This is a genomic window from Halobacillus trueperi (assembly GCF_003386945.1).
In the GTDB taxonomy this organism is placed as follows: Bacteria; Bacillota; Bacilli; order Bacillales; family Halobacillaceae; genus Halobacillus; species Halobacillus aidingensis.
Genome location: NZ_QUAE01000008.1, coordinates 136,749 through 158,911, shown reverse-complemented (window position 1 = coordinate 158,911; position 22,163 = coordinate 136,749). Strand labels below are relative to the sequence as shown.

Below are 22,163 nucleotides of genomic sequence, written 5' to 3'. Positions count from 1 at the left end.
GTGAGGCCGTCCATTCATGTGATTTCTACAGGAGAGCAGACGTTTGCTGAACTAAGCGAGACAGTGAGCGCGGTCCAGCAGGAAATCGATTTTCTCCACATTCGAGAAAAGCAACGCTCTGCTGCTGAAATTTTTGCTGGCATTCAACAGCTGACGGATGCCGGTTTTCCAATGGAGCGTATCATCCTCAATGACAGGGCTGACGTTGCTTTTGTAGCAGGAGGCTTCGGGGTGCAGTTGACTCACCACAGCCTCCCAGTCTCACAAGTGAAGCAAACCTTTCCCGAACTGAATGTAGGGAAATCCGTTCATTCATTAAAAGAGGCCATAGATGCCAAAGAGGAAGGAGCGGATTTTTTCCTATACGGAAATATCTATCCGACCTCCTCCAAGCCGGGAAAAGCGGGGAAAGGATTGGATTCGCTCCGTGAAATCATCCGGCATGTCGGCTGCTCGGTAGTTGGCATTGGTGGGATAACTCCGGAGCGGTCAGTGGATGTCATTCGTACGGGAGCTCAGGGGATTGCAGTCATGTCAGGCATTCTCCAGGCGGAGGACCCTGTGAAAGCAGCGCAGGCTTACAGGAAGGAAATCGATGGAGGGAGGATGTTATGAATAAGCATTATGAAACGATTGTTGTCGGTGCTGGGGTGATCGGCAGTTCCATCGCGTATCATTTGGCCAAGCGGGGATGCTCTGTTCTTCTTCTGGAACGGGAGTCGATTGCCGGCAAAGCATCTTCGGCTGCTGCTGGCATGCTTGGAGCGCAGTCGGAGCTGAAAGACGGAAACGATTCATTGTATTCACTCGCTAAAGCAAGTCGGGCGATGTTTCCGGCACTGGCTGAAGAGTTGAAAGCGTATAGCGGCATCGATATTGGGCTCCAGCAAAAGGGCATCTATAAAATGGCTACAAATGAAGAAGAAAGAGAAGAGCTGATCGCGTATGGGGAAGTTCAAAGAGACCGTGGGGAGGAAGCGAGGTGGATGGAGCCTGCTGAATTGCAAAGGGAAGAGCCGGCGGTGTCTTCTCAGTTGAGTGGCGCGTTATTTCTCCCCAACGATGGCCAAGTGTCCGCTCCAGATTTGTCGAAGGCTTTTGCCATGTCAGCGGTAGAGCTTGGGGCAGAACTTCTCGAGTACACCGATGTACAAAGTTTGATTAAAGAAGGGAATCAGGTCACGGGAGTAAGAACAAATCGAGAAGACATAAGCGCCGACCATGTCGTAGTCGCCTGTGGGGCCTGGAGTGAAGATTTGCTTGGTAAACAGAATTCCGGGATGGCTATGTATCCGGTTAAAGGTGAATGTTTTTCTGTGAAAACGAAGCGTCGACTCATTCAAGGGACGTTCTTTTCTAAAGGGTGTTACATCGTTCCAAAATCGGGAGGACGTCTGGTGATCGGCGCGACAGAAAAACCTGGCACATTTGATGAAACGGTAACCTTGGGCGGATTATTTCCATTAATCAAAGCAGCGACTCAGTTAGTTCCTGAACTTGTTTTTGCGGAGTGGGAAACAGCCTGGACCGGGCTCCGCCCACAAACGGAAGCCTCCATTCCGTATCTGGGTCCGCACGAAAATCATGCTGGACTATTTATCGCTACCGGACACTATCGCAATGGCATTTTATTGTCACCGATAACAGGAAAAGTGATCGCGGACTTAATCGAAGGCAAGCATGTTCCTCAGGAATGGATCACCACTGGGAATTTATCACATAGAGGAGTGAATCTATGAAACTACGAATCAATGGTGAATGGCTGACTGTTCCGGAAACGGTCGATACGATCGGTGAGCTACTGGGTCATTTTCAATTGGATCAGCGGGTGGTCATCGTTGAACAGAATGAAACCATCTTGGAGAAGGAATCACGATCAGGTAACAAGGTCCATGATGGAGATCGCATTGAAATCGTACAATTTGTAGGAGGCGGATGAAGATGTTGAAAATCGGTAACCAGGAATTCAAGTCTCGTCTATTGTTAGGTACAGGAAAGTATCCGGATTTTGACGTTCAGAAAAAAGCGGTGGAGGCATCATGTACCGATATCCTTACCTTTACCGTAAGGCGGATGAAAATTTTCGAACCAAGCCAGCCGAATTTCCTTGAACAACTCGATGTCGAGAAATATACGCTCCTTCCGAACACGGCGGGGGCGAAAACGGCAGCAGAAGCAGTCCGACATGCTAAACTCGCGAAAGCTTCAGGGCTTTGCGATATGATCAAAGTAGAAGTGATCGGCTGTGACAAGACGTTACTCCCAGATCCTGTAGAAACGCTCAAGGCAACGGAAGAACTGATAAAAGAAGGGTTCACGGTTCTTCCGTACACGTCTGATGATGTCGTGCTTGCCCGCCGGCTGGAAGAATTGGGTGCTCATGCGGTTATGCCGGGAGCTTCTCCGATCGGTTCTGGACAAGGGATTATCAACCGTGAAAATCTCTGTTTCATAATCGAGCAATCAAGGGTTCCTGTCATTGTCGATGCCGGGATCGGATCGCCGGCAGATACTGCACAGGCGATGGAGCTTGGAGCGGACGGTGTGTTATTAAATACAGCGGTTTCAGCAGCGAAAGACCCAGTGAAAATGGCCGAAGCGATGAAATTAGCAATCGAGGCGGGGCGTCTCGGATATGAAGCAGGAAGAATTCCGAAAAAACGCTATGCCACAGCAAGCAGCCCGATGGAGGGAATGAGCCGGACATGAATGAACGCTATTCCAGACAGACGCTTTTCTCTCCCATTGGAGAATTAGGTCAGAAAAAAATCAGAGACAAACACGTGCTGCTTCTTGGGGCAGGCGCACTTGGGACTGGGAATGCAGAAGCCCTCGTTCGCGCAGGGATCGGGCGGCTAACCGTGATTGACCGCGACTATGTCGAGTGGAGCAATCTCCAGAGGCAGCAATTGTACTCAGAACAGGATGCCGAAGACCGTCTTCCAAAGGCAGTAGCTGCGAAACAACGGTTGTTTGAGGTGAACAGTGAGGTGCAAGTCGATGCCTACGTCATGGATGCGACTCCATCTGATATGGAACGGTTGTTGGATGGCGTCGATCTCATGATTGATGCGACCGATAATTTTGATGCAAGGATGATGATGAATGATCTTTCTCAAAAATATCAGATTCCATGGATTTACGGAGCTTGCGTGAGCAGTTATGGCATCAGTTATACCATTGTTCCAGGAGAGACCCCTTGTTTGAACTGCCTGCTGGATCAAGTGCCCCGCGGTGGTATGACCTGTGATACTGCCGGGATTATCAGTCCTGCGGTGCAGATGGTCGTGGCTCACCAAACCGTAGAGGCAATGAAAATTTTAGTGGAGGATTGGTCGGCGGTCAGTCGGAAGCTAGTTTCCTTTGACCTGTGGGAGAATCAACAAACATCCATCAACGTTTCTAAGATGAAAAACGAAAGCTGTCCTTCTTGTGGAGACCATCCTACTTATCCATTTTTACAATACAGCCAACAAATGAAAACGGCTGTTTTATGTGGACGGGATTCAGTACAAATCCGCCCTCCGGCAAACAGGGAATGGAGTTTAGAAGAGGTCGCTCAAACACTTGCTAAACAAGAGGGGGAGGTAGAACAAAACCCATATCTTGTTTCTTTTACAACGGGGAAAAGGAGGATGGTTCTATTTAAGGACGGTCGTGCTTTGATACACGGAACGCAGGATGAGACAGAAGCGAAGACACTTTATCATCGGTACTTTGGTTAACAGCACATCCAATTTGCAAAGGCGAGGGTAAGGCACGGGTACGAGTGTAATATGTTTCAAGAATAAGAGAACATGATTAATGAAGAAATGACAAAAGGTAGATAAGCGACAAACTTATTTGTTGAGCACAAAAAAGCGCTTCAATTACGAAGCGCTTTTTCATTATGACTACTCGTTTATGAGATGAATTCTTACGAAACAGAGCATGCATTTTTCCTTAAACAGTTCACTCAGCTACGATTCGTTAGATGACTGCTCTTTTGTTAGATTTATTTAAGAGTGTAAAATTTCGTAACAGGTGTGATAAAAGGAGCGAAATATGGGAAGAATACATAAAATTACTCTCTTGGAGCTGAAAGCAGATGGTAAACTCTTTCCTGTTAAATGATAGCTTCCTGGGTCCGATCATTCTGTTCTTTACTTTTGCCTGTTTAGCAGGTCTTTTTTACATTTCATTCTTTAAAAATAAGTGACGTCCGTGGTGCATCTATAGTAATGAGTGAAGTTGATTGAGAAGTTTATCCAGCTTTTGAGATATGTGTAAAACATCATCATCGTCTGCTCCATTTAAATAGGCATCATACATTTCTTGTCGAACAGATTCTATTTTTTCTTCTAACAATGAAATATCATCCATAGTAATCCTCCGCGTAAACTCTTCCAACTCAAGATTAACACATGTCTTTACAATATCCTGACAATTCGAATGATTTTGATCGTGGCAGTTTGAAACAGGTAAAAGGTGCCAGGGACTAAATTCCTTATCCTGGATTTTGGCAGCTTTAAAGGAAAGCGATTTTTAACATTGAAAAAAGCACCCCAGTTATTTAGTGAATATGAGGCAGAGGACTTAAAGGGAAACAAATTACGCCAGAGCAAAAGCTCTGGCGTAACGAACAGAGGGACTCATTGCAATAGCTAGAAGGGGTGTTGATGTGGTCACCTTCAACCTTATTCTCTAAGTCTCCTGTTCATGCATAAAAATGCCAGTGCAGAATGAATGCACTGACAAAATAGGGGTGATCTCTTTATTTTTCATGTAATTTTTCTATAGCTGAAGAGAGTCTATGAAGAAGTGGTTTTTGAATAAAGTCAATGACTCCTAATGAAGCACATCGGTCAAGGAGCCGGATATCACTAAGCTCAGAACAAACAATCACCTGTGCTTTTGGATACTTGCTATGTAGCTCCTCTAAGCATTCTAAACCTTCCATATCGGACATGGAAACATCAATGAGAACAAGGTCTGGATGATATCGTTCATAAAGGGAGAGGACTTCCATGCAATCTTCCGTTTCCGCCAAAACTTTGTAGGAATGTCTCTCTAATATACTTTTTAATCTAAGTTTCTCTCGAGAATTATCTACCAATAGTGCAGTAGGCATATGATCTTCCTTACGTCGAATGGTCTCCCTAACCCTAACTTTATACCTGTGTAAATGTTCACCCCCCCATATCATAACAGAATAAATAGAACATTGGGGGAATGGAAAAGTCAAAAGCATAGCTGCAGCCGTTCTGCTTTTTGCTAAGGAAGAAGGCACTTTCATGAATAAGATAGATAAAGATAAGATTCATCCTTATTAGCATAGGTAGATTAGAGGTCTATCATTTGCTGTGTTACTCACATGAAATTTAATGATTAGAGGGTAAGATCCATCCAAACGCTCAAGGGTTCTTTTTGGGAAGTATCTTGTATGAAATTACCGAATTGTTCCTGTTCATTCTTCCAAGCAAAAAAAAATGCTGCCATAATAGTGGGCAAGCGGGGTGTATGAACGGTTTTTGTAGTCGAGAGATGATATTAGCTTTTATTTAATGAAGCGATAACCACAAACTTTGGAAGGTCACCGTAAAAAATATATGTTATGGTACATACATCTATGGATCAGGAAAGAGTGGTGAGGATGATCGGCGCAGAGGTTAGTATTACAGGTGTGTTAGTGGCAATGGCAATTACGATTATTTTGATATTCCGGAGTATTAACCCTCCGTATGCCATGATGGCAGGTGCTATTGCCGGGGGGATCGTAGGCGGGCTCAGTTTAGCTGCTACCCTGGAATTCATGATCGGCGGGGCTCAATTATTGACCCCGGCTGTACTAAGGATTCTGGCAGCCGGAGTGTTAGTTGGCGTTTTAATAGAATCAGGCGCGGCCAACGTCATTGCCAACACCATTGTGTCCAAAATGGGAGAGACAAGGGCATTATTAGCGATTACAGTATCCGCGTTAGTATTAACCGCAGTAGGGGTGTTCATCGCCGCAGCAGTCATTACGGTTGCACCAATCGCATTGATGATCGCCAAACGGACCGGAGTTTCCAGGTTAAGTGTGTTAATCGCTGTCGTATGCGGGGCCAGGGCAGGAAATGTGATGTCGCCTAACCCTAATACCATTGCAGCGGCTGAAAGCTTTTCCATACCATTAACGAGCGTCATGTTTGCTGGAGTCGCACCAGCCATCGTGGGAGCAGGGTGTACCTATTTTATTGCGAAAAAATTGAATGATAAAGGATCTAAGGTCACTAAAATCATGGCGGAAAAGACAGATGAAATCAATCAACCTTCTTTTTTGGCAGCCATTTCAGGGCCTTTGTTTGCAATTTTCATCCTATCTTTACAGCCATTATTAGGTATTGAAGTGGACTCATTAATTGCATTGCCCGCAGGGGGTATTTTCGGGGCCATTATCATGAGGAAAACCCCGTATTTAAAGTCTTTTATGACGAGCGGACTTCAAAAAATGTCTGGAATATCCATTTTAATACTGGCAACGGGTACCTTAGCCGGCATTATCGTGAATTCCTCACTCAGCCGTATGATTATGAGCGGCTTAAATGCATTTGATTTACCCATCTCTTTCATCGCACCTCTATCAGGTTCGTTTATGGCACTCGCCACAGCTTCAGCCACGTCTTCGGCAGCGATTTCCAGTAACGTGTTTGGAGAAATATTGTTAGAAAATGGCGTCAGTGCTTTAGCCGCTGCCACGATGATTAATGCGGGAGCTAGTGCTTTTGACCATTTGCCACACGGTCCGCTCTTTCACATTTCACGGGATAGTCTGTTCATGGGAATGAAAGAACGGTTGAAAGCTCTGCCTTATGAAACGTTGATAGGATTGGTCATTGTGACTGTTTCTACAATTATTTATGCGGGTTTGCTGTAAAAGCAGGGACGGTTCGAATGTTTCCTAATCATGTATTTCATTTGGTGATGGTTCCTGACCCCCACTTCGCTAAAGTGTTAACGCGACGGGGGTCAGGCATTTTTTTCCTTTACTGCACTGCTGAAAGGACCACCTAAAGTCTTGTTGTTCGAGATTCATAAACCATCCATCAATTTTATTTTGAAAAACATATAAAGGACCTTTAAAGAAAAAACAAAAATAAATTGTAACAGCGCCTTATTTCAAAGCTTCCATTTCTATTTTTTCATAAATACGTCCGGCTTCTGCTTTAGTTATCCCAAACTCATCGGCCGCAAGTTTTGCAACAAGGGGATCGTGATATTCGGGATCATAACTTTCTCCGTAATTGGTTAATTCCTCATAAGCAACTTTCATATAAGTATGGATGGTGGAATAGCGAGTGCCATTGATGGTTGGTTCTGAAGCTGCTGCTCTTGCTGCTTCTTGGTCCGCAATCTTTCCATTTCTTTCTTTGAACTCTTCGAAGGTATATTTGTCCTCTCCGTTGATTAACAGAGAACGAAATTCGGTGTACTCTTCTTCGTCTACGAGCTTGTATTCATTTTCTGGGGACGTTAATACAAATTCGCGGATAAAACAGTCCCTGTTTCCACAATTCACATAGTCTCCTTGTAGGTAGTCTTCATAGAAATGACTTGTCATGCCGATAATATCCCAACGTTCTAGGTTGTCAAATGAACTATTGACGAGGACATTAAGTGTTATATTGTATGAACCGCCAGAATTTTCTTCTCCTAATATGTAGGATGCGCCTTCGATGTATTTAAAGAACTCACTTTCTTCTAAATCTTTCATTGTGTCTTCTGTAGCTTCAGATGGTACAACAGGGTCTCCTTTGGAAAAAAAGGTTGAGGCAAGTAATACACCAAAACCAATACAAAACAATAAAACTAAAAGAACGTGCTTTGTTTTCATTAACATCCCTGCTTTCATTAAGAATAATTAATTTCTTTCATTATATTCCAATCATCCAGTAATTTAGCTTCGTTTTTTGTCGAAGAAGAAAATAATCTTTCAAAATGAAAAGTGTTTTGAGGGAAGGTGCCTGGAGGACTGTTGTTTAACCATAAGATGGAAGTTGAGAGTATTAAAAAGTTGTTATAAAAGGCAATATGAAGGTGCCTTGAAGGTGCCTGACCCCCACTGCGCTAAAGTGCTAACGTGGTGGGGGTCAGGCACTTTCTTTCTTCTTTCTTTCTCGTTCAACTGGTTGCCAGGATAATGTTAATTGGATTGTACAGTAAAAAAACCTAAACTCAATAGCGGCTGAATTTTTAGAAAATTAAAAAATATCCTTTACTATTGTAATTTTTTTCTTTATAATTCTCAGTAACTCTTAAAGGAAGGAGGAAGTCTCTAGACGCATTCAAATTATTTTTGTGAATTTTTGAATGCGGATTCAAAAATCTATAATGTATACGACTTACTTTGAGTATTAATTTTTTGTTTGTTTTGAATGCGGATTCAAGAGTTAAAAATTTTAATAAGGTAGGGGTTAAATGGAATCTGTACATTTGAAAAATAAGAAAATGATTCATGAACTTTCGTCAAGGTTGTACAACTCAAATAATGATAATATCGCTGAGAACATTAGGGATTACTATCATGAGGATGCAGTCCTCTATTGTTTTCATCCCATTAACAAAGTAGAGGGTATTGATCAGATAATAAACACTTTCTACAAACCATTAGTTCGTTCTTTTCCAGATTTGAAAAAAGACTCCTATATTCTCATGGCAGGAGAGTACCAAGAAAATCACTGGGTCACTGCCACCGGAAACTTTGTTGGAACATTTATAAATGATTGGCTGGAGATTCCAGCTAGTCAACATGCGACGTGGATAAGGTTTGGGGAGTTCCATAAAATCAAGGATGGAAAGATTATAGAAACAAGATTGTTAATCGATATGCTTGATGTTATGAGACAAGCAGGATTCAAATTCATTCCAGCCTTAGCTCCTGAAATTAATGTACCCGGCCCTTCTACATACGATGGACTTTTGATGAAAGAAGACGATACTCATGAGAGAGCGAAGTCTCTCCAACTGGTAGAGAATATGATCTTCAAAGGTCTAAGGAAAGCTTCATCTGGATTAGAAAAACAGGGGTTGGAAGCATTCTGGAAAGAGGACTTTATGTGGTATGGCCCTGGAGGAATAGGGACGACAAAAGGAATACAAGGATTCAAAGATTACCATCAAGGTCCTTTTGTCAAAGCTCTACCAGATCGTGTTGGTGGGCACAATCATGCTGCAAGATTTGCTGATGGCACTTACATCGCTTCAACGGGGTGGCCCAGTGTGGAAGCGACACACACTGGCGCGGGATGGTTGGGAATACCAGCCCCCAATAAAAAAGTGACGATGAGAGTTATGGATTGGTGGAGGAGAGAAGATGATTTACTAGCAGAAAACTGGGTTTTGATAGACATTGTAGAATATTTGCTTCAGTTGGATATTGATATTTTCGATAGGTTAAGAAAAAGACAATACCTTATCAGGTGAAGGTGAAATATTTTGAATAATACAGGAGAGTGATGGTGATCACATGCATCCAATTGATATAACGATTATTGTGGCATACATGGCAGGTTTGATTGTTATGGGGTACATGCTAGGGAAGGGAAATAAATCACAGAAAGATTATTTCATTGGTGGCAGATCCGTAGCAACCCTACCGATCGCTTTATCGATTGCTGCTACCACGATGAGTGCTAATGGGTTTATCGGAGGTCCAGGTTGGGCCTATACGTCAGGTATGATTGCTTTTATGTTGAATTACAGTATCCCTATTGTCATGATCATTACGTTGTCCGTATTTCTGCCATTCTTCTACAACTTGGATGTTACGTCTATCTATGAATATATTGAGATGAGGCTTGGTGGGATCAGCCGGATGCTGGCAGTTTTTGGATTTGTTGTATCGAATATCATTCAGGTCGGATCATTTCTGTTTATCCCATCCTTAATCATTCAGCAATTTACGGGGTGGTCTTTGTCTGTGGTCGTTCCTATCGTCGTCGTCGTATCTATCATATATACGCTTCTTGGAGGGATAAAAGCGGTAATTTGGACCGATGCGATACAAATGGTTGTCCTCTGGGGAGGACTCATAGTGACCATGGGGATTATCATCGCAAACCTGGAGGTGGGTTTCTTTGAAGCCTTGGGTGAAGCGAAGGAAAATGGAAAGCTTGCAGCGCTTGATTTCTCTTTGGATGTCCAACTCGAAAACGGGTTCTGGGTGGCTCTAATTGGTGGTACTTTCTTGTGGTTGAAATATTATGCTACAGACCAAACCCAAACGCAGCGCATGTTTGCTGCCAAATCCGTAACTGAAGTGAAGAAGTCCATTTGTATCAGTGGTTTTGTTATGAACATCATGTTTTTTGTATTTATGTTAATTGGCGTGTTGTTGTATATCACGATGGATGGCCGTTCATTCGAGAATTCCAACAATGTTATGATCACCTTCATAGCTTCCAATATCCCTGTTGGTGTTCTTGGACTCATGATAGCTGGGGTTTTTGCAGCTGCCATGTCGAGTATTGACTCTGTATTGAACTCCGTCACCACGGTTTTCATAAAAGATGTGTATGAAAAATTCATAACAAAAGGCGAACAGGCTTCGCTTAAAGTTTCTATGATTTTCACTCTGGTTTTTGGATTGTTGTTGATTGTCTTTACATTATTGGCTTTCGGAGACACGACAGCTTCCATTCTTCAAGTAGTCGGAAGTTACCTTTCCTACTTCTCTGGTTCAATTCTTGCTATGTTCCTTCTTGGCATGTTGACGAAAAAAGCAAATGATAAAGGGGTTGCGGTAGGTTTTGTAGTTGGAATCATTTTAACAGCCTACATAGGCAAAATGGGAATTGTGAACTGGTTATGGAATTATCCTATAGGCTGTGCTTTTACACTAATCATTGGTTACACAGCAAGTTTTCTTTTCAAAACAAAAAAAGTGGGCTACGAAGAATTCACAATTCTTGGTCAAAGATCAAAGCTTAAGGCAGAGGGTCGAACCGAAGATCAGGAAGGGACGTCTATTTTACCTGGTGCCATCGACAAGTACACTTACATTTTATTAGGATTCTTTATCGCTCAAACGGTCTTTCTACTCCTCATTCAGTTATAATGAAAGAAGACTGAATGTTCTCATTTTAAAAGATGAAATGTATATAATAGAAGGGATTTTAAAACATGAAAGATCGCATTAGTGCTTATGATGTTGCTGAAAAAGCTGGAGTATCACAATCGACTGTTTCAAGAGTATTGAACAACTATCCTTTTATGAAGGAGACAACAAGGCAAAAGGTCCTTACAGCAATCGAGGAATTAGGGTTTACTAGAGATGAAATTGCCAGAAGTTTGGCCAGCAAGAAAACGAGAACCATCGGCTTGATTCTTGGTGATATTACAAACCCATTCTTTTCAGAGTCTGCAAAAGTGATTACAAGGAAAGCGCAAGAAATGGATTATAACGTCATTCTTTGTAATACCAATCATAGTGAGGAAAACTTGAATAAATACATTCAGACACTGATGGGAAAAAGAGTAGACGGCATCATTATCGCCTCAGCAGACAAGGATAATCAAAAAATCAAGGAACTTTACGATAAAGGGTTTCCTATTATTCTATACAACAGCATTATGGAGCATGATCATGCCAACTACATTGCAGTCAATAACTATAAAGGGGCTCAGCTCGCTGTTGAACACCTCTACCATTTTAATCACCGGGAAATCAGTTATATTGCAGGTCCTTCTAAATATGTAACGACACATCTGCGTAATTTAGGATTTAAAGATGCACTTGATAAGTTTGGTTTGAAAATGAATGAGAAGTTCATATATGATCGTGAGTTTTCTTATGATGAAGTTTATCTGTTTGCGAAGAATCTATTAAACCAACAGATTAGGCCTACGAGTTTTTTTGCATCTTCCGACCAGATGGCACTGGCTGTTTTAGATGCTGCTGCTAGTGTAGGTATTTCAGTACCTGATCAACTTTCCGTTATCGGATTCGATGATATAGATCTTGCCAAGAACCAATTCATAGGACTGACAACCATCACTCAACCTAAAGAGAAAATGGCGATGTTAACTCTAGAAAAACTGGTGGGGTTAATTGAAGAGAAAGAACATGTGGATGCTCCGATACAGATTGTGTTAGAACCTGAGCTTATATCAAGAAAAACGACAGGCATATACAAACCATAAAGAAGAGGAAAGGAGTGAAGTGATGACTGCCCATTTCTCTGATATAAAAGGGAAGCATGTCATAGTAACTGGAGGAAGTAAAGGGATAGGAAGAGATGTAGCTATCGAATTCGCTAAACTCGGTGCTTCTGTTGTCATTACAGGAAGGGATGAGAATGCCTTAATAGAGACTACGAATGAACTGAGTAGGTTTTGCACACCACATTATTATATCGTAGCTGATATGAGAGAAGTCACTGAAGTTATTCAGATGGTAGATGAAGCTGCTGGGCTCATGGGAGGAATTGATATCCTCGTAAATAATGCAGGTGTGAACTTGCCAAAGTCAGCTTTTGAAGTGACAGAAGAAGACTGGGATTCCATGATTGACACAAATTTGAAAGGCAGTTTTTTCTGCTCTCAGCAGGCCGGGCGGTACATGCTGAAGAAGAAGAAGGGGAAGATCATCAACATTGTTTCACAAATGGCTTTTGTAGGTTATTTCAAACGAGCGCCTTATTGTGCAAGTAAAGGCGGTGCTGTACAACTTACGAAAGCTCTGGCTGTCGAATGGGCCTCTCAACATATCAATGTGAATGCAGTGGCTCCTACATTTATTGAAACAGAATTGACCAAACAGATGTTGGAGGAGCCTTCGTTCCGAGAAGATGTCATCAACAGGATTCCTTTAGGAAAACTTGCGCGACCTCAGGACGTGACGGGAGCTGTGATCTTTTTGGCATCGAATATGGCCGATTTTATTACAGGTGAAACGATTAAAGTAGATGGAGGCTGGACGGCCATCTAAATGTGTAACCAATTTTGAATGCGGATTCAAAAAGTCGAAAGGAGCGTATTTATGGAAAGTACAGAAAATGAGTTTATGAATCATGATAGAAACTTAAGTCATGATCGCGTTTATTATGGCGACACAAGTGAAGTAAATTCGGTCGGGTACGCGGATTATAATGAGTATTCTCAGAATAAAGAGAGAAAGCAGAGCATGAAAGGGTTCGATGAGGATTATTTGGATTTTGTAGACTATATCATGAAGATCACTCATAACATCTGGGAGGAAAAAGGCATTGGCGTGATTTATGACACGTATCACAATAATGTCGTTATGCATACGGGTACCCTTAATATTCATGGGATCAATGAAGTCGTATCCGGGACTTTACAAACCTTGCACGCTTTCCCTGACCGAAGATTGCTTGGAGAAAACGTTGTTTGGTCGGGGAATGACCAAGAAGGTTTTTACTCTTCCCATCGTATCGCATCAAAAGCTACGAATCTTGGAGGTTCATCCTTTGGACCTTCGACAGGGAAAAAAGCATTCTTCCGGACGATCGTGGATTGCTTCGTACATTCCAACCGAATCATTGAAGAATGGTTGGTCAGGGATAACCTCTATATAGTTCAGCAGCTAGATCTTGATCCTGTTGAAGTCGCAAAACAATTGGCTAAAAAAACGAAGAACAAAAAAGCCTCATTGCAAACAAGGTTCGGAGCTAATGAAACAATGGAAGGGCAGTATATACCTACTGCCTATATACCTAAACATGATGAGTTCGAAATTGGAGACTTCATTCTTGAACTCTATAACAACATATGGGAACGGAGGCTGTTCAACAAGGTCAAAGACTTTTATATGGATCATTCCACCGTCCACTATATTTGTGACAAGGATTTAATTGGTACGCAACAAATACAGGGCATGCTTGTGAGTTTATTTGCATCATTTCCAAATGCCAAGTTCATCGTGGAAAGGGTGACTTGTAACGAACTTTCTCATGAAAAATGGGATGTGGCGGTCAGATGGAGGATGATGGGACTTCATGAGGGTATTGGATATTTCGGAGAACCTAGTGGAAACCATGTGGAAATCCCAGGTATTAGTCATTTGAAAGTATATAACCAGAAGGTGGTGGAAGAATGGATTACCTTTGACGGTCTAGATGTACTCCGGCAGGTGCACATAGATTCAGAGGATGATTATTTCCATTCAGAAGAAAGTGAGTAAACATGTATTATTTTTTGAATGCGCATTCAAATATAGGAGGGAATAAAATGTCAATGCAAACGATCCAGCCACAAGTGAAAACGGAAGACTTTCAGGATTTTTTCATGCCAGGGTATGTTCGGTTCGGAGTGAATGCCAACCTCACTCTTGCAGAAGAAGTGAAGAAACTGGATGCCAGTAAAATCACCCTTATCAGCGATAAAGGTTTGGAAAAAGTAGGAGTTGTACAGAAAATTTTGGATCTTCTCGCTCCTCTAGACAAAGATATCACTACATTCACTGATATATCAGGGGAGCCAAGTTTTGATTTGCTTGCTCATTCGATTGATAGGGTGAGAAAGCATGAGAGTGACATGATTATCGGAATCGGAGGGGGAAGTGCTCTGGACGTAGCTAAAGCAACGGCTGCCCTGGCGCATGAGGAGGACCTTTCCTTGTGCTTCAGCGGGCAAAAATCCATAGAGACACGAAACGTTAAATGCATTCTATTACCGACTACTTCAGGCACAGGTTCAGAGGTCACAATGAACGCCATCTTTGGTGATGAAGAACAAGAAGTGAAACGAGGGCTAGTGAGTCAAAGTTTGTTGCCTGATGTAGCCATTGTGGACCCTGTCCTTACTTTATCTTGCCCTCCAAAAGTGACAGCCGCTTCAGGCGTGGATGCTTTCACACATGCTCTAGAATCGTATGTAGCTGCGCGGGCGACTCCAATGACAAAAATCTATGCAGAAAAAGCGATGAAATTATTCGCTGCCAATATTCCGAAAGCCGTCCATAACGGAAAAGATTTAGAAGCGCGAAAAGAGATGAGCTGGGTTAGTCTACTTGCTGGTGTTTCCTTAGCTAATGCAGGAGTCGGGGCGGTCCACGCTCTGGCCTACCCACTAGGTGGGAAGTACCATGTAGAGCACGGGGTGGCGAATGCGCTACTCATGCCGTTTGTATTCGAAGTGATCGGGCAGTCCTGTATGGAAGAAATGGTGGAGGTGGCTTCATTTTTGCATCTGGGTGATTTTACAAACCATCCCCATCAAGCAAAAGGAGCGGTTGTCCATTACCTTTATGAGTTGTTAGAAACATTAAGCCTCCCTACCTCCCTATCAGAGCTTGGGATCCAAGAAGAAGATCTTCCGTTACTTGCAAAACAAGCATCAAAAGTTGATCGTCTTCTTTTAAACACGCCTTATGAACTAACAGAAATACAAATATTAAAAATCTATGAAAATGCCTATCGTGGCCAATAAAGGAGTAGATGATTTGCAGAATACTACCATAAAAAAGTCATTGTTTCTCAATGGCAGTTGGCAGGAAACAAACGAATATTATGAATTGACATCTCCATACAGTGAAGAATTGATTGGATATATCCCATTGGCCTCTGAGGACGAGGTAGAACAAGCGATTATGGCAGCAGATAACGCTTCTAGTCAAATCAAGAAGTTGACTGCTTTAGAAAGGGCGAACATTCTTGAGAAAGTGTCTTCTCTGTTTGAAAAGCATGCAGAAGAAGCCGCTCTTATACTAGCTAAGGAATGCGCGAAGCCGTTGAAAGCTGCAAGAGGCGAAGTGGGACGAACAATTGAAACTTACAAATTTGCTGCAGAAGAAGCAAAGCGTATTCATGGGGAAACGATTCCTATGGATGCAGCCAAAAGTGGACGTGGACGGTTTGGTTATACCGTTCGTGAACCTGTTGGAGTGGTTGCAGCCATCACACCATTCAACTTTCCTTTCAACCTTGTTGCTCATAAACTTGGACCAGCTATTGCTGCGGGCAATCCAGTAGTTTTGAAACCAGCAAAACAAACTCCTCTAAGTGCTTTGTTCACAGCTGAACTTTTTCAAAAAGCTGGTCTGCCCAATGGTGGATTGAATGTTGTTACGGGAAAAGGCAGTGAGATTGGGGATTTGCTTGTGAAAAATGACAAAGTGAAATACATCACTTTCACTGGCAGTTATGAAGTAGGTCTTAGTATTAGGGAGAAAGCTGAACTGAAAAAGGTGACGTTGGAGCTTGGGTCAAATTCAGCTGTAATCATTGATAGTACAGAAGATATTGTGGGAGCAGCGAAGCGTTGTGTAGAAGGTGCTTTTGCCTATTCTGGTCAAGTATGTATTTCTGTTCAACGTATTTACGTAAACGAAGTTCTTTATGAAGATTTTATAGAAAGCTTTGTTAACGAAACAAAACGACTGGTATTGGGAGATCCCCATTCAGAGGAAACAGACCTTTCTTCTCTTATACATCCCAATGAAACGGTACGGATAGAAAACTGGTTAGAAGAAGCTGTTCAATCTGGAGCTTCCATCGTAGAGGGGGGGAAACGATCGGGGAATATGTTCATGCCGACCGTCCTCACTGAGACGGGCCAGAATTCCTTAGTCAATTGTAAAGAAGCTTTTGCCCCTATTGTAACAATTACAAAATATAAAGAGTTGGATGAAGCTATTTCCTTAGTGAACGATTCAGAATATGGTCTTCAAGCGGGCATCTACACAGAATCTGTTAATAAAGCGTTTGAGGTAGCTGAAAAGTTTGAGGTTGGTGGCGTGATGGTCAATGATGTTCCGACATTCCGGGTAGACCAAATGCCGTATGGAGGAGTGAAAAACAGCGGCACCGGTCGGGAAGGGATCAAGTATTCTATCGAAGAGATGACAGAAATGAAGCTCATCACATTTAAATTATAAAATGAGTAGTTCCTCTCTGCAGTTAGGGAGGGGGAGTAGTCTCAGTCAAAATAAAAATCAATGAATTATAGAATTAGAAAGGAAGGATTGTATGGAAAATCAACAGCCAAGAGTTAAAAAATCCGTAACTAATGAGGAAATGGAGAAAAACTGGATCGTTCGCTTTGATGAGTTGAAATCAAAATCGATTCCTTTAATGTTTATAGACAGCATCATCCCTGGACACCAACGATTGAATTATGCCTTAATCGGTGATACGGCCAGTGAAAACGACAAATATTCTCCGGAAATTACAGAACCCCATGGCTTTCAAATTGGCATGGTGAAAGCACCGCCTGGAAATGGTCCAGCCTTTCATAGTCACGATTATATTGAGGCCTTTGTTCCATTGACTGGAAAGTGGCGTTTTTATTGGGGAGATAGCCCTGAAGAAATAGAAGGGGAAACGATTATTGATCAATGGGATATGATTTCTTTACCTCCAGGGTTATGGAGAGGATTCGAAAATATCAGCGAGGAAGATGCTTGGTGTTTTGCTGTTTTAGAACAACATAAAGTGTATGACGGGAAAGATCCCTACTGGGCACCTGAAATCATTAAGCAAGCCTCAGAATTTGGATTCCATGCCGATGAAAAAGGAAAAATGATCAAACCTGATAACTTTGAAGAATTAGAGAAACAAATAGCTGAAAAACTTCGGTCTGGAGAAAGGTAATGGCTCACAAAACCCCACTACTCCTTCTGCCAGGTACCTTATGTGATGAACGTTTATGGAATCATCAACTAGCAAGTCTTGACGACATTGCAGATATGACTGTCATTGATCTTACGGTAGCTACGTCTATAGAGGAGCTGGCTCAATCTGTACTGGAAGGAGCTCCAGATACTTTTGCGCTTGCTGGATTATCCTTAGGGGGCATAGTAGCGATGGAAGTTGTCCGTCAAGCACCAGAGCGTGTCAGCAAAATTGCTCTTCTTAATTCGAACCCATATGCCCCCCGACCTGAGCAATTGGAAACATGGGATCATCTCGAGCACTTGGTGGAACAAGGAAGGTTTATGGAAGTCCTCAAAGAGGAATTATTGCCTAATTTGATTCATCCCAATCGACAACAGGATCAGAGGTTAGTTTCGACCATCGTAAGCATGGGAGAAAACATTGGACCTGAAGCCTATATACGCCAGCTTAAAGCCGTTTCTACAAGATCAGATGCGAGACAGAACTTGGAGCAGTTGCAGTGCGACACTCTTTTATTGACAGGGATGCAAGATAACGTGTGCCCCCCGGCTTTTCATGAAGAAATGGAAGAATTAATACCAAACTCTACCTTGAAAGTCATTGATCAATGCGGCCATTTGAGCAGTTTAGAACAGCCTGAGGCAGTTAGCGAAGCTCTACGTGCCTGGTTATTAGAAACAACCGAAGGGAGGAATGACTTTTGAAGAATCCGCTGAAAGAAAAATTGGAGAAAGGTAAAAGTGTATTGGGTAGCTTTTTAGGGATCTATTCTCCTCCACTAGTTGAGATGATCGGGTATGCTGGTTATGATTTTGTGGTTATTGATGATGAACACGGAGCATTTAGCCCAACTGAGTTAGAAGATATGATTCGTACCGCTGATTCCGTTGACCTTGTGCCAATTGTCCGTGTTTCCTATGATCAATCGAGTATACAAAAGGCATTAGACCGCGGGGCATTAGGTATTCAAGTACCGATGATCAATACGAAAGAAGAGGCAGAAGAAGCAGTCCAAAAAGCAAAATTCCCTCCCAGAGGTCGGAGAGGAGCAGCATATTCACATCGGGCTGCTCACTATGGAAAAGAAAAAGGAAAAAATTTTTTAGACGAATCGAATGAAGAAATATTAGTCATTCCTCACATCGAAACTTTGGAAGCTGCAGAAAACTTTCACGAAATTATCAATGTCGAAGGGATAGACTTCCCTTTTATTGGAACCACAGATTTATCAGTCAATATGGGGTATAAAGAGGAAGGACCTAATCACCCGGAAGTTAGGAGAGTTGTAGAAAGGATTTACATGGAAGCCAAAGAACGAGATATTAAAATAGGTACGGTTGCTAATGATGCCACTGGAGCTAACAAAGCTTATGATAAAGGGGCTTCTTATGTAGGAATTGTTGCCATAACGGTAATTGCAAATGCTCTAGGGAGCGTTTTACAGTCAACTAACAAATAGATCAATTTTCACTTCTCTCTTTATTCTATATTATAGAAACCGCTCAATAGTATAAACTATTGAGCGGTTTGATAGTGTTCTATCATAAAGTCCTCTCAAGTAATGCTTGTAATAGAGAATTTTTTAGGGTATGGTGCCTGCCCCCAGTGAGTTAACACTCCAGCTTATCAGGGACCAGACAGTGATATCGGGTTCATTTTAAAAAGGACCATTGATGCTCAACTAACTTGTAAGGTGCAGTGTTGGAATTTTAAGCCTTGATAGCCACCCATAAAGAAAGAGCGCTTCAGTCACGAAGCGCTCTTTCTTTATGGACACCAGTCTGGGACAACCTCTTCCGCACATTTTCATTCAAAGCATCCATCTTTTCAATAAACTGTTCACTCGAAGCAATAATCCGCTCCGACGATTCTTCTGTCGTTTTCAGGGCATCAAAAGAAAAGTGCCTACCCCACTTCGCTAATGTGTTAACGCGTAGGATTACCCATCATCTCAGGCACCTTCATTCTACAAGCTAAGCGTTTCAGCCATGAAGCGCTCTTTGGTGTGGTACATCATTTGAGTTTAATGTCGGGTAAGCAGGTTGCAAATTTTAGAACGTTTTCACATCCCGAATGAAAAAGGATAGTATCGCTTCTTGATTAATATACTGGAAGGAGATGTTATAAAAATCAGAGGAGGTTATTTGTGGACGCATTCTTACTGATTTTAATTTCATTGGCTTTTGCAGGGATGATCATCTTTTCTGTTTTTGCCTTTGTAAAAGGGAAGGATCACAGGCGCGGGAACCTTCTAAAATCTGGTGGTTGTCTGTTCGCCTGTTTCGTCCTGGCTATGTTTGTAGGATCTGCTGACGGAGCTTTTCTAATCTTCTTAGGGTTTCTAATGATATTAGCTTTAGCAGGTATGGTCGTCTTTTTCATATTAGCCTTCGTGAAAGGAAAGGGGAACAGGCTTCGAAACTTTTTGAAATCAGGGGGCTGTCTTCTCGCATTACTAGTCTTTGTCCTTATTGTGGGAGCGATGAGCGAGGATGTCCCGGTCACGGAAGAGGTTAATGCTTCTATAACAGACAAAGAAGCTGAGGCGAAGGCGAAACAGGAAGAGGAAGATAAAGAGCGAGAGGCTAATGAACAAGAAGAGAAAGAACAAGCAGAGAAAGAGCAGGAAGAACGAGAAGCTAAGGAACAAGCGCAGAAAGAGCAGGAAGAGCGAGAAGCTAAAGAACAAGCCCAGAAGGAACAAGAAGAACGGGAAGCTAGGGAAAAAGCTCAAAAAGAGCAGGAAGCCAAAGAAGAAGAGGAGCGTAAGGCTAAAGAGGAAGCAGAACGGAAAGCAAAGGAGGAGGAAGAGCGTAAAGCTAAAGAAGACAGCGTAACCGTTTCTCAAAAGCAGGCGGTAGCTATGGCTGAGCAATACCTAAGTTTCATGGCATTCTCGAAGTCAGGTTTGATCGATCAATTGGAGTTTGAGGGATTCAGCACAGAAGATGCCACCTATGGTGTAGAACATATTTCGGTGGATTGGCAGGAACAGGCGGTGATCAAGGCCGAGGAGTATCTTGATTTTATGGCATTCTCAAGACAGGGTCTGATTGATCAATTGGTTTTTGAAGGCTTCAGCCAAGAACATGCAGCTTATGCGGCCAGTCAAGTGGGATTGTAATCGAAGGTGGAAGGGGCAGGCACCATCAATTAGATTCAGCTGCCCTTGTGACAATCCTTTATGAAAAAGGATGTGTGCTCTTCGTAAGACGGATTCGTGAAGGGATGACCCTGTTTATTGTGTATTGAATATCCTCCGGGTCTATCTTTATTTGAAAAAGGGTAAAATTCTTTTGAAGGATGAGGCTGGACGGTGGGAAATGAGCTCTTTTCTTCTTCTATGGTGGAGAAGGTGCTGAAAAGAAGGAGAGGAGAAGAAGCTGTTTTTTCTAAGAACTGCTTGCATTCAACGGGCATTTTACCGGAAAGAAGTAGATGCTTGGATAAAGTGATACGCTTCTCTTTCAAAAAGCTCCCTAAGATTAGGGAGTTTTTTTAAAGACAGTAGTGTACCAGGCATTTATAGGAAAACTTAAGGCATCAAAAAATGGCTGCTATCTAGGTGTCAATACTCTAGCGGTATATAAAATTTAACTATATAAGAAACAACTACACTTGAATCTTATTTACTATTTCCACTCACTAGGTATGTAACTTATGTACCAGTTTTGGTAAATTATGTTGTTTTTGTAAAATAAGGGTGATAAAGTTCTTATTGTGTTGCAACATAATTACAAAAAAAGGGAGAGAAGTCATGTGAAGAAAATTTTAGTTTCTATGATGGCTATCACACTTCTAGCCATGCCATTTGCAAACACAGCTACCCCAGTAAGCGCAGCTTCTACATTATCTGGTGATTGTGAGGAATGCCAAGGTGCCAATGTTGATGAATTGATTGCCCAGCTTGAGGAAGATGGGACTACAACAAATATGGAACCTGGGGAAAGCGTTGTAAATGAATTGGATCATTTGGTTTCCGAAAAAGATGCTGATTATGCCATGATTTTCGACCAGTTGGAAACAGAGGGGTATACTAAGGAAGAGGAAACGTCTAGTTACATTAGTTTTAAAAACCTAAAGGATGACGAGAAGGTTTATGAACATGTAGGAATCGTTACAGAATTCTACATTAAAAATGAAAATAAGCTTGCACAAAAAGCTGTGTGGGTAGACTTAGCAAATGATGAGGTAATCAGGTACGAGTTTAATAAAGTTGACACTACGTTAGCTGAAGATTTCCAAGTTCAAAGTTTAGTGTCCTATGATGTTAAACAGGAAACTTCCAACACTGAGGGATCTGGTCAGTTCCAAACAGCTGACTTCACATTTAACGGAATCAGTTTTGCTTGTGGCGCTTCTGGCTTGCTGGCATGTACAGCAGCTACAGGTGGACTTGCAGTATTTATTCCGGCTGCTGGTGTTGCAGCTTCCCTGGCATGTAATGCAGCTTTCCTTGTGGGTTGCTCCTTTACTTAAAATGATCAATTTAAAACATAAGATTAAGAAGCGCATCTAATTAGATGCGCTTCTTTTATTTTGGTTTAATTACAAGAAACGCTATTAATA

General features: G+C 42.1%; 21 protein-coding genes and 1 pseudogene. 19 read left to right on the top strand and 3 right to left on the bottom strand.

Annotation, left to right across the window (positions count from 1 at the left end; all coding sequences use genetic code 11):
- The 5 genes from DYE48_RS12025 to DYE48_RS12005 are packed head-to-tail and all read left to right on the top strand — an operon-like array spanning position 1 to position 3,725.
- Positions 1-615, top strand: a complete 615-nt coding sequence (locus DYE48_RS12025) for a thiamine phosphate synthase (RefSeq protein WP_167449505.1) — start codon at positions 1-3, stop codon at positions 613-615.
- Positions 612-1,739 carry a glycine oxidase ThiO gene (gene thiO / locus DYE48_RS12020; protein WP_115823843.1) on the top strand — a complete coding sequence of 376 codons (1,128 nt, stop codon included), beginning with the start codon at positions 612-614 and terminating at the stop codon, positions 1,737-1,739. The genes DYE48_RS12025 and thiO overlap by 4 nt, the downstream gene beginning before the upstream one ends.
- Positions 1,736-1,939: a sulfur carrier protein ThiS gene (thiS, locus tag DYE48_RS12015; RefSeq protein WP_115823842.1), complete on the top strand. Its 204-nt coding sequence runs from the start codon at positions 1,736-1,738 to the stop codon at positions 1,937-1,939. The genes thiO and thiS overlap by 4 nt, the downstream gene beginning before the upstream one ends.
- 2 nt (positions 1,940-1,941) lie before the next feature.
- Positions 1,942-2,709 (top strand): thiazole synthase, encoded by a 768-nt coding sequence (locus DYE48_RS12010; protein ID WP_115823841.1) that lies wholly within the window; start codon positions 1,942-1,944, stop codon positions 2,707-2,709.
- A complete protein-coding gene (locus tag DYE48_RS12005) occupies positions 2,706-3,725 on the top strand; it encodes a thiazole biosynthesis adenylyltransferase ThiF (protein WP_115823840.1) in 1,020 nt (339 codons plus the stop codon). Before DYE48_RS12010 ends, DYE48_RS12005 begins: the two co-directional genes overlap by 4 nt.
- Positions 3,726-4,212: 487 nt before the next feature.
- Here the strand turns inward: DYE48_RS12005 and DYE48_RS12000 are convergent, their stop codons facing one another.
- The gene (locus DYE48_RS12000; RefSeq protein ID WP_115823839.1) at positions 4,213-4,362 is read right to left on the bottom strand and encodes an aspartyl-phosphate phosphatase Spo0E family protein; all 150 of its coding nucleotides are present in this window, start codon (positions 4,360-4,362) and stop codon (positions 4,213-4,215) included.
- 391 nt (positions 4,363-4,753) lie between these two features.
- Positions 4,754-5,110, bottom strand: coding sequence for a response regulator (locus tag DYE48_RS11995; RefSeq protein ID WP_167449504.1), 357 nt, complete (start codon positions 5,108-5,110; stop codon positions 4,754-4,756).
- A gap of 525 nt (positions 5,111-5,635) precedes the next feature.
- Between DYE48_RS11995 and DYE48_RS11990 the strand changes: the two genes are divergently transcribed.
- Complete coding sequence (locus tag DYE48_RS11990) at positions 5,636-6,895, top strand: GntP family permease (RefSeq protein ID WP_115823865.1); 1,260 nt, start codon at positions 5,636-5,638, stop codon at positions 6,893-6,895.
- 237 nt (positions 6,896-7,132) lie between these two features.
- On the opposite strand, the gene DYE48_RS11985 is transcribed toward DYE48_RS11990, so the two are convergent.
- Entirely contained in the window at positions 7,133-7,852 is a 720-nt protein-coding gene (locus DYE48_RS11985) for a hypothetical protein (protein WP_115823837.1), read from the bottom strand.
- Between the two features lie 584 nt (positions 7,853-8,436).
- On the opposite strand from DYE48_RS11985, the gene DYE48_RS11980 reads away from it, so the two are divergent.
- The 13 genes and pseudogenes from DYE48_RS11980 (at position 8,437) to DYE48_RS11915 (ending at position 22,073) form a co-directional block, all read left to right on the top strand.
- On the top strand, positions 8,437-9,441 hold the full coding sequence (locus tag DYE48_RS11980; protein ID WP_115823836.1) for an ester cyclase: 1,005 nt from the start codon (positions 8,437-8,439) through the stop codon (positions 9,439-9,441).
- 43 nt (positions 9,442-9,484) lie between these two features.
- Positions 9,485-11,074 (top strand): sodium:solute symporter family transporter, encoded by a 1,590-nt coding sequence (locus DYE48_RS11975; protein WP_115823835.1) that lies wholly within the window; start codon positions 9,485-9,487, stop codon positions 11,072-11,074.
- A 65-nt stretch (positions 11,075-11,139) separates the two neighbouring features.
- Positions 11,140-12,159, top strand: coding sequence for a LacI family DNA-binding transcriptional regulator (locus DYE48_RS11970; RefSeq protein ID WP_115823834.1), 1,020 nt, complete (start codon positions 11,140-11,142; stop codon positions 12,157-12,159).
- A gap of 22 nt (positions 12,160-12,181) precedes the next feature.
- Positions 12,182-12,946, top strand: coding sequence for an SDR family NAD(P)-dependent oxidoreductase (locus DYE48_RS11965; RefSeq protein ID WP_115823833.1), 765 nt, complete (start codon positions 12,182-12,184; stop codon positions 12,944-12,946).
- Positions 12,947-12,997: 51 nt separating this feature from the next.
- Complete coding sequence (locus DYE48_RS11960) at positions 12,998-14,161, top strand: ester cyclase (RefSeq protein WP_208639656.1); 1,164 nt, start codon at positions 12,998-13,000, stop codon at positions 14,159-14,161.
- A gap of 47 nt (positions 14,162-14,208) precedes the next feature.
- Positions 14,209-15,408 (top strand): iron-containing alcohol dehydrogenase, encoded by a 1,200-nt coding sequence (locus DYE48_RS11955; protein ID WP_115823832.1) that lies wholly within the window; start codon positions 14,209-14,211, stop codon positions 15,406-15,408.
- A 13-nt stretch (positions 15,409-15,421) separates the two neighbouring features.
- Positions 15,422-16,855: an aldehyde dehydrogenase family protein gene (locus tag DYE48_RS11950; RefSeq protein ID WP_115823831.1), complete on the top strand. Its 1,434-nt coding sequence runs from the start codon at positions 15,422-15,424 to the stop codon at positions 16,853-16,855.
- Positions 16,856-16,946: 91 nt separating this feature from the next.
- The gene (locus DYE48_RS11945; RefSeq protein WP_115823830.1) at positions 16,947-17,570 is read left to right on the top strand and encodes a cupin domain-containing protein; all 624 of its coding nucleotides are present in this window, start codon (positions 16,947-16,949) and stop codon (positions 17,568-17,570) included.
- The gene (locus DYE48_RS11940; protein WP_115823829.1) at positions 17,570-18,298 is read left to right on the top strand and encodes an alpha/beta fold hydrolase; all 729 of its coding nucleotides are present in this window, start codon (positions 17,570-17,572) and stop codon (positions 18,296-18,298) included. The genes DYE48_RS11945 and DYE48_RS11940 overlap by 1 nt, the downstream gene beginning before the upstream one ends.
- On the top strand, positions 18,295-19,053 hold the full coding sequence (locus DYE48_RS11935; protein WP_115823828.1) for an HpcH/HpaI aldolase family protein: 759 nt from the start codon (positions 18,295-18,297) through the stop codon (positions 19,051-19,053). The genes DYE48_RS11940 and DYE48_RS11935 overlap by 4 nt, the downstream gene beginning before the upstream one ends.
- A gap of 687 nt (positions 19,054-19,740) precedes the next feature.
- Positions 19,741-20,718, top strand: a complete 978-nt coding sequence (locus tag DYE48_RS11925) for an Ltp family lipoprotein (RefSeq protein ID WP_244199415.1) — start codon at positions 19,741-19,743, stop codon at positions 20,716-20,718.
- 115 nt (positions 20,719-20,833) lie between these two features.
- Positions 20,834-20,956, top strand: a pseudogene (locus tag DYE48_RS11920) (aminoglycoside adenylyltransferase domain-containing protein); the annotation flags it as partial.
- Positions 20,957-21,353: 397 nt separating this feature from the next.
- A complete protein-coding gene (locus DYE48_RS11915) occupies positions 21,354-22,073 on the top strand; it encodes a putative immunity/bacteriocin fusion bifunctional protein (RefSeq protein ID WP_115823826.1) in 720 nt (239 codons plus the stop codon).
- Positions 22,074-22,163: the final 90 nt, after the last annotated feature.

Coding starts and splice junctions, on each gene's coding strand:
- DYE48_RS12000 (WP_115823839.1), bottom strand. CDS start 4,362: ATGGATGATATTTCATTGTTAGAAGAAAAAATAGAATCTGTTCGACAA.
- DYE48_RS11940 (WP_115823829.1), top strand. CDS start 17,570: ATGGCTCACAAAACCCCACTACTCCTTCTGCCAGGTACCTTATGTGAT.
- DYE48_RS11995 (WP_167449504.1), bottom strand. CDS start 5,110: ATGCCTACTGCACTATTGGTAGATAATTCTCGAGAGAAACTTAGATTA.
- DYE48_RS12010 (WP_115823841.1), top strand. CDS start 1,942: ATGTTGAAAATCGGTAACCAGGAATTCAAGTCTCGTCTATTGTTAGGT.
- DYE48_RS11965 (WP_115823833.1), top strand. CDS start 12,182: ATGACTGCCCATTTCTCTGATATAAAAGGGAAGCATGTCATAGTAACT.
- DYE48_RS11980 (WP_115823836.1), top strand. CDS start 8,437: ATGGAATCTGTACATTTGAAAAATAAGAAAATGATTCATGAACTTTCG.
- thiO (WP_115823843.1), top strand. CDS start 612: ATGAATAAGCATTATGAAACGATTGTTGTCGGTGCTGGGGTGATCGGC.
- DYE48_RS11985 (WP_115823837.1), bottom strand. CDS start 7,852: ATGAAAACAAAGCACGTTCTTTTAGTTTTATTGTTTTGTATTGGTTTT.
- DYE48_RS11960 (WP_208639656.1), top strand. CDS start 12,998: ATGGAAAGTACAGAAAATGAGTTTATGAATCATGATAGAAACTTAAGT.
- DYE48_RS11945 (WP_115823830.1), top strand. CDS start 16,947: ATGGAAAATCAACAGCCAAGAGTTAAAAAATCCGTAACTAATGAGGAA.
- thiS (WP_115823842.1), top strand. CDS start 1,736: ATGAAACTACGAATCAATGGTGAATGGCTGACTGTTCCGGAAACGGTC.
- DYE48_RS11955 (WP_115823832.1), top strand. CDS start 14,209: ATGTCAATGCAAACGATCCAGCCACAAGTGAAAACGGAAGACTTTCAG.
- DYE48_RS11975 (WP_115823835.1), top strand. CDS start 9,485: ATGCATCCAATTGATATAACGATTATTGTGGCATACATGGCAGGTTTG.
- DYE48_RS12005 (WP_115823840.1), top strand. CDS start 2,706: ATGAATGAACGCTATTCCAGACAGACGCTTTTCTCTCCCATTGGAGAA.
- DYE48_RS11970 (WP_115823834.1), top strand. CDS start 11,140: ATGAAAGATCGCATTAGTGCTTATGATGTTGCTGAAAAAGCTGGAGTA.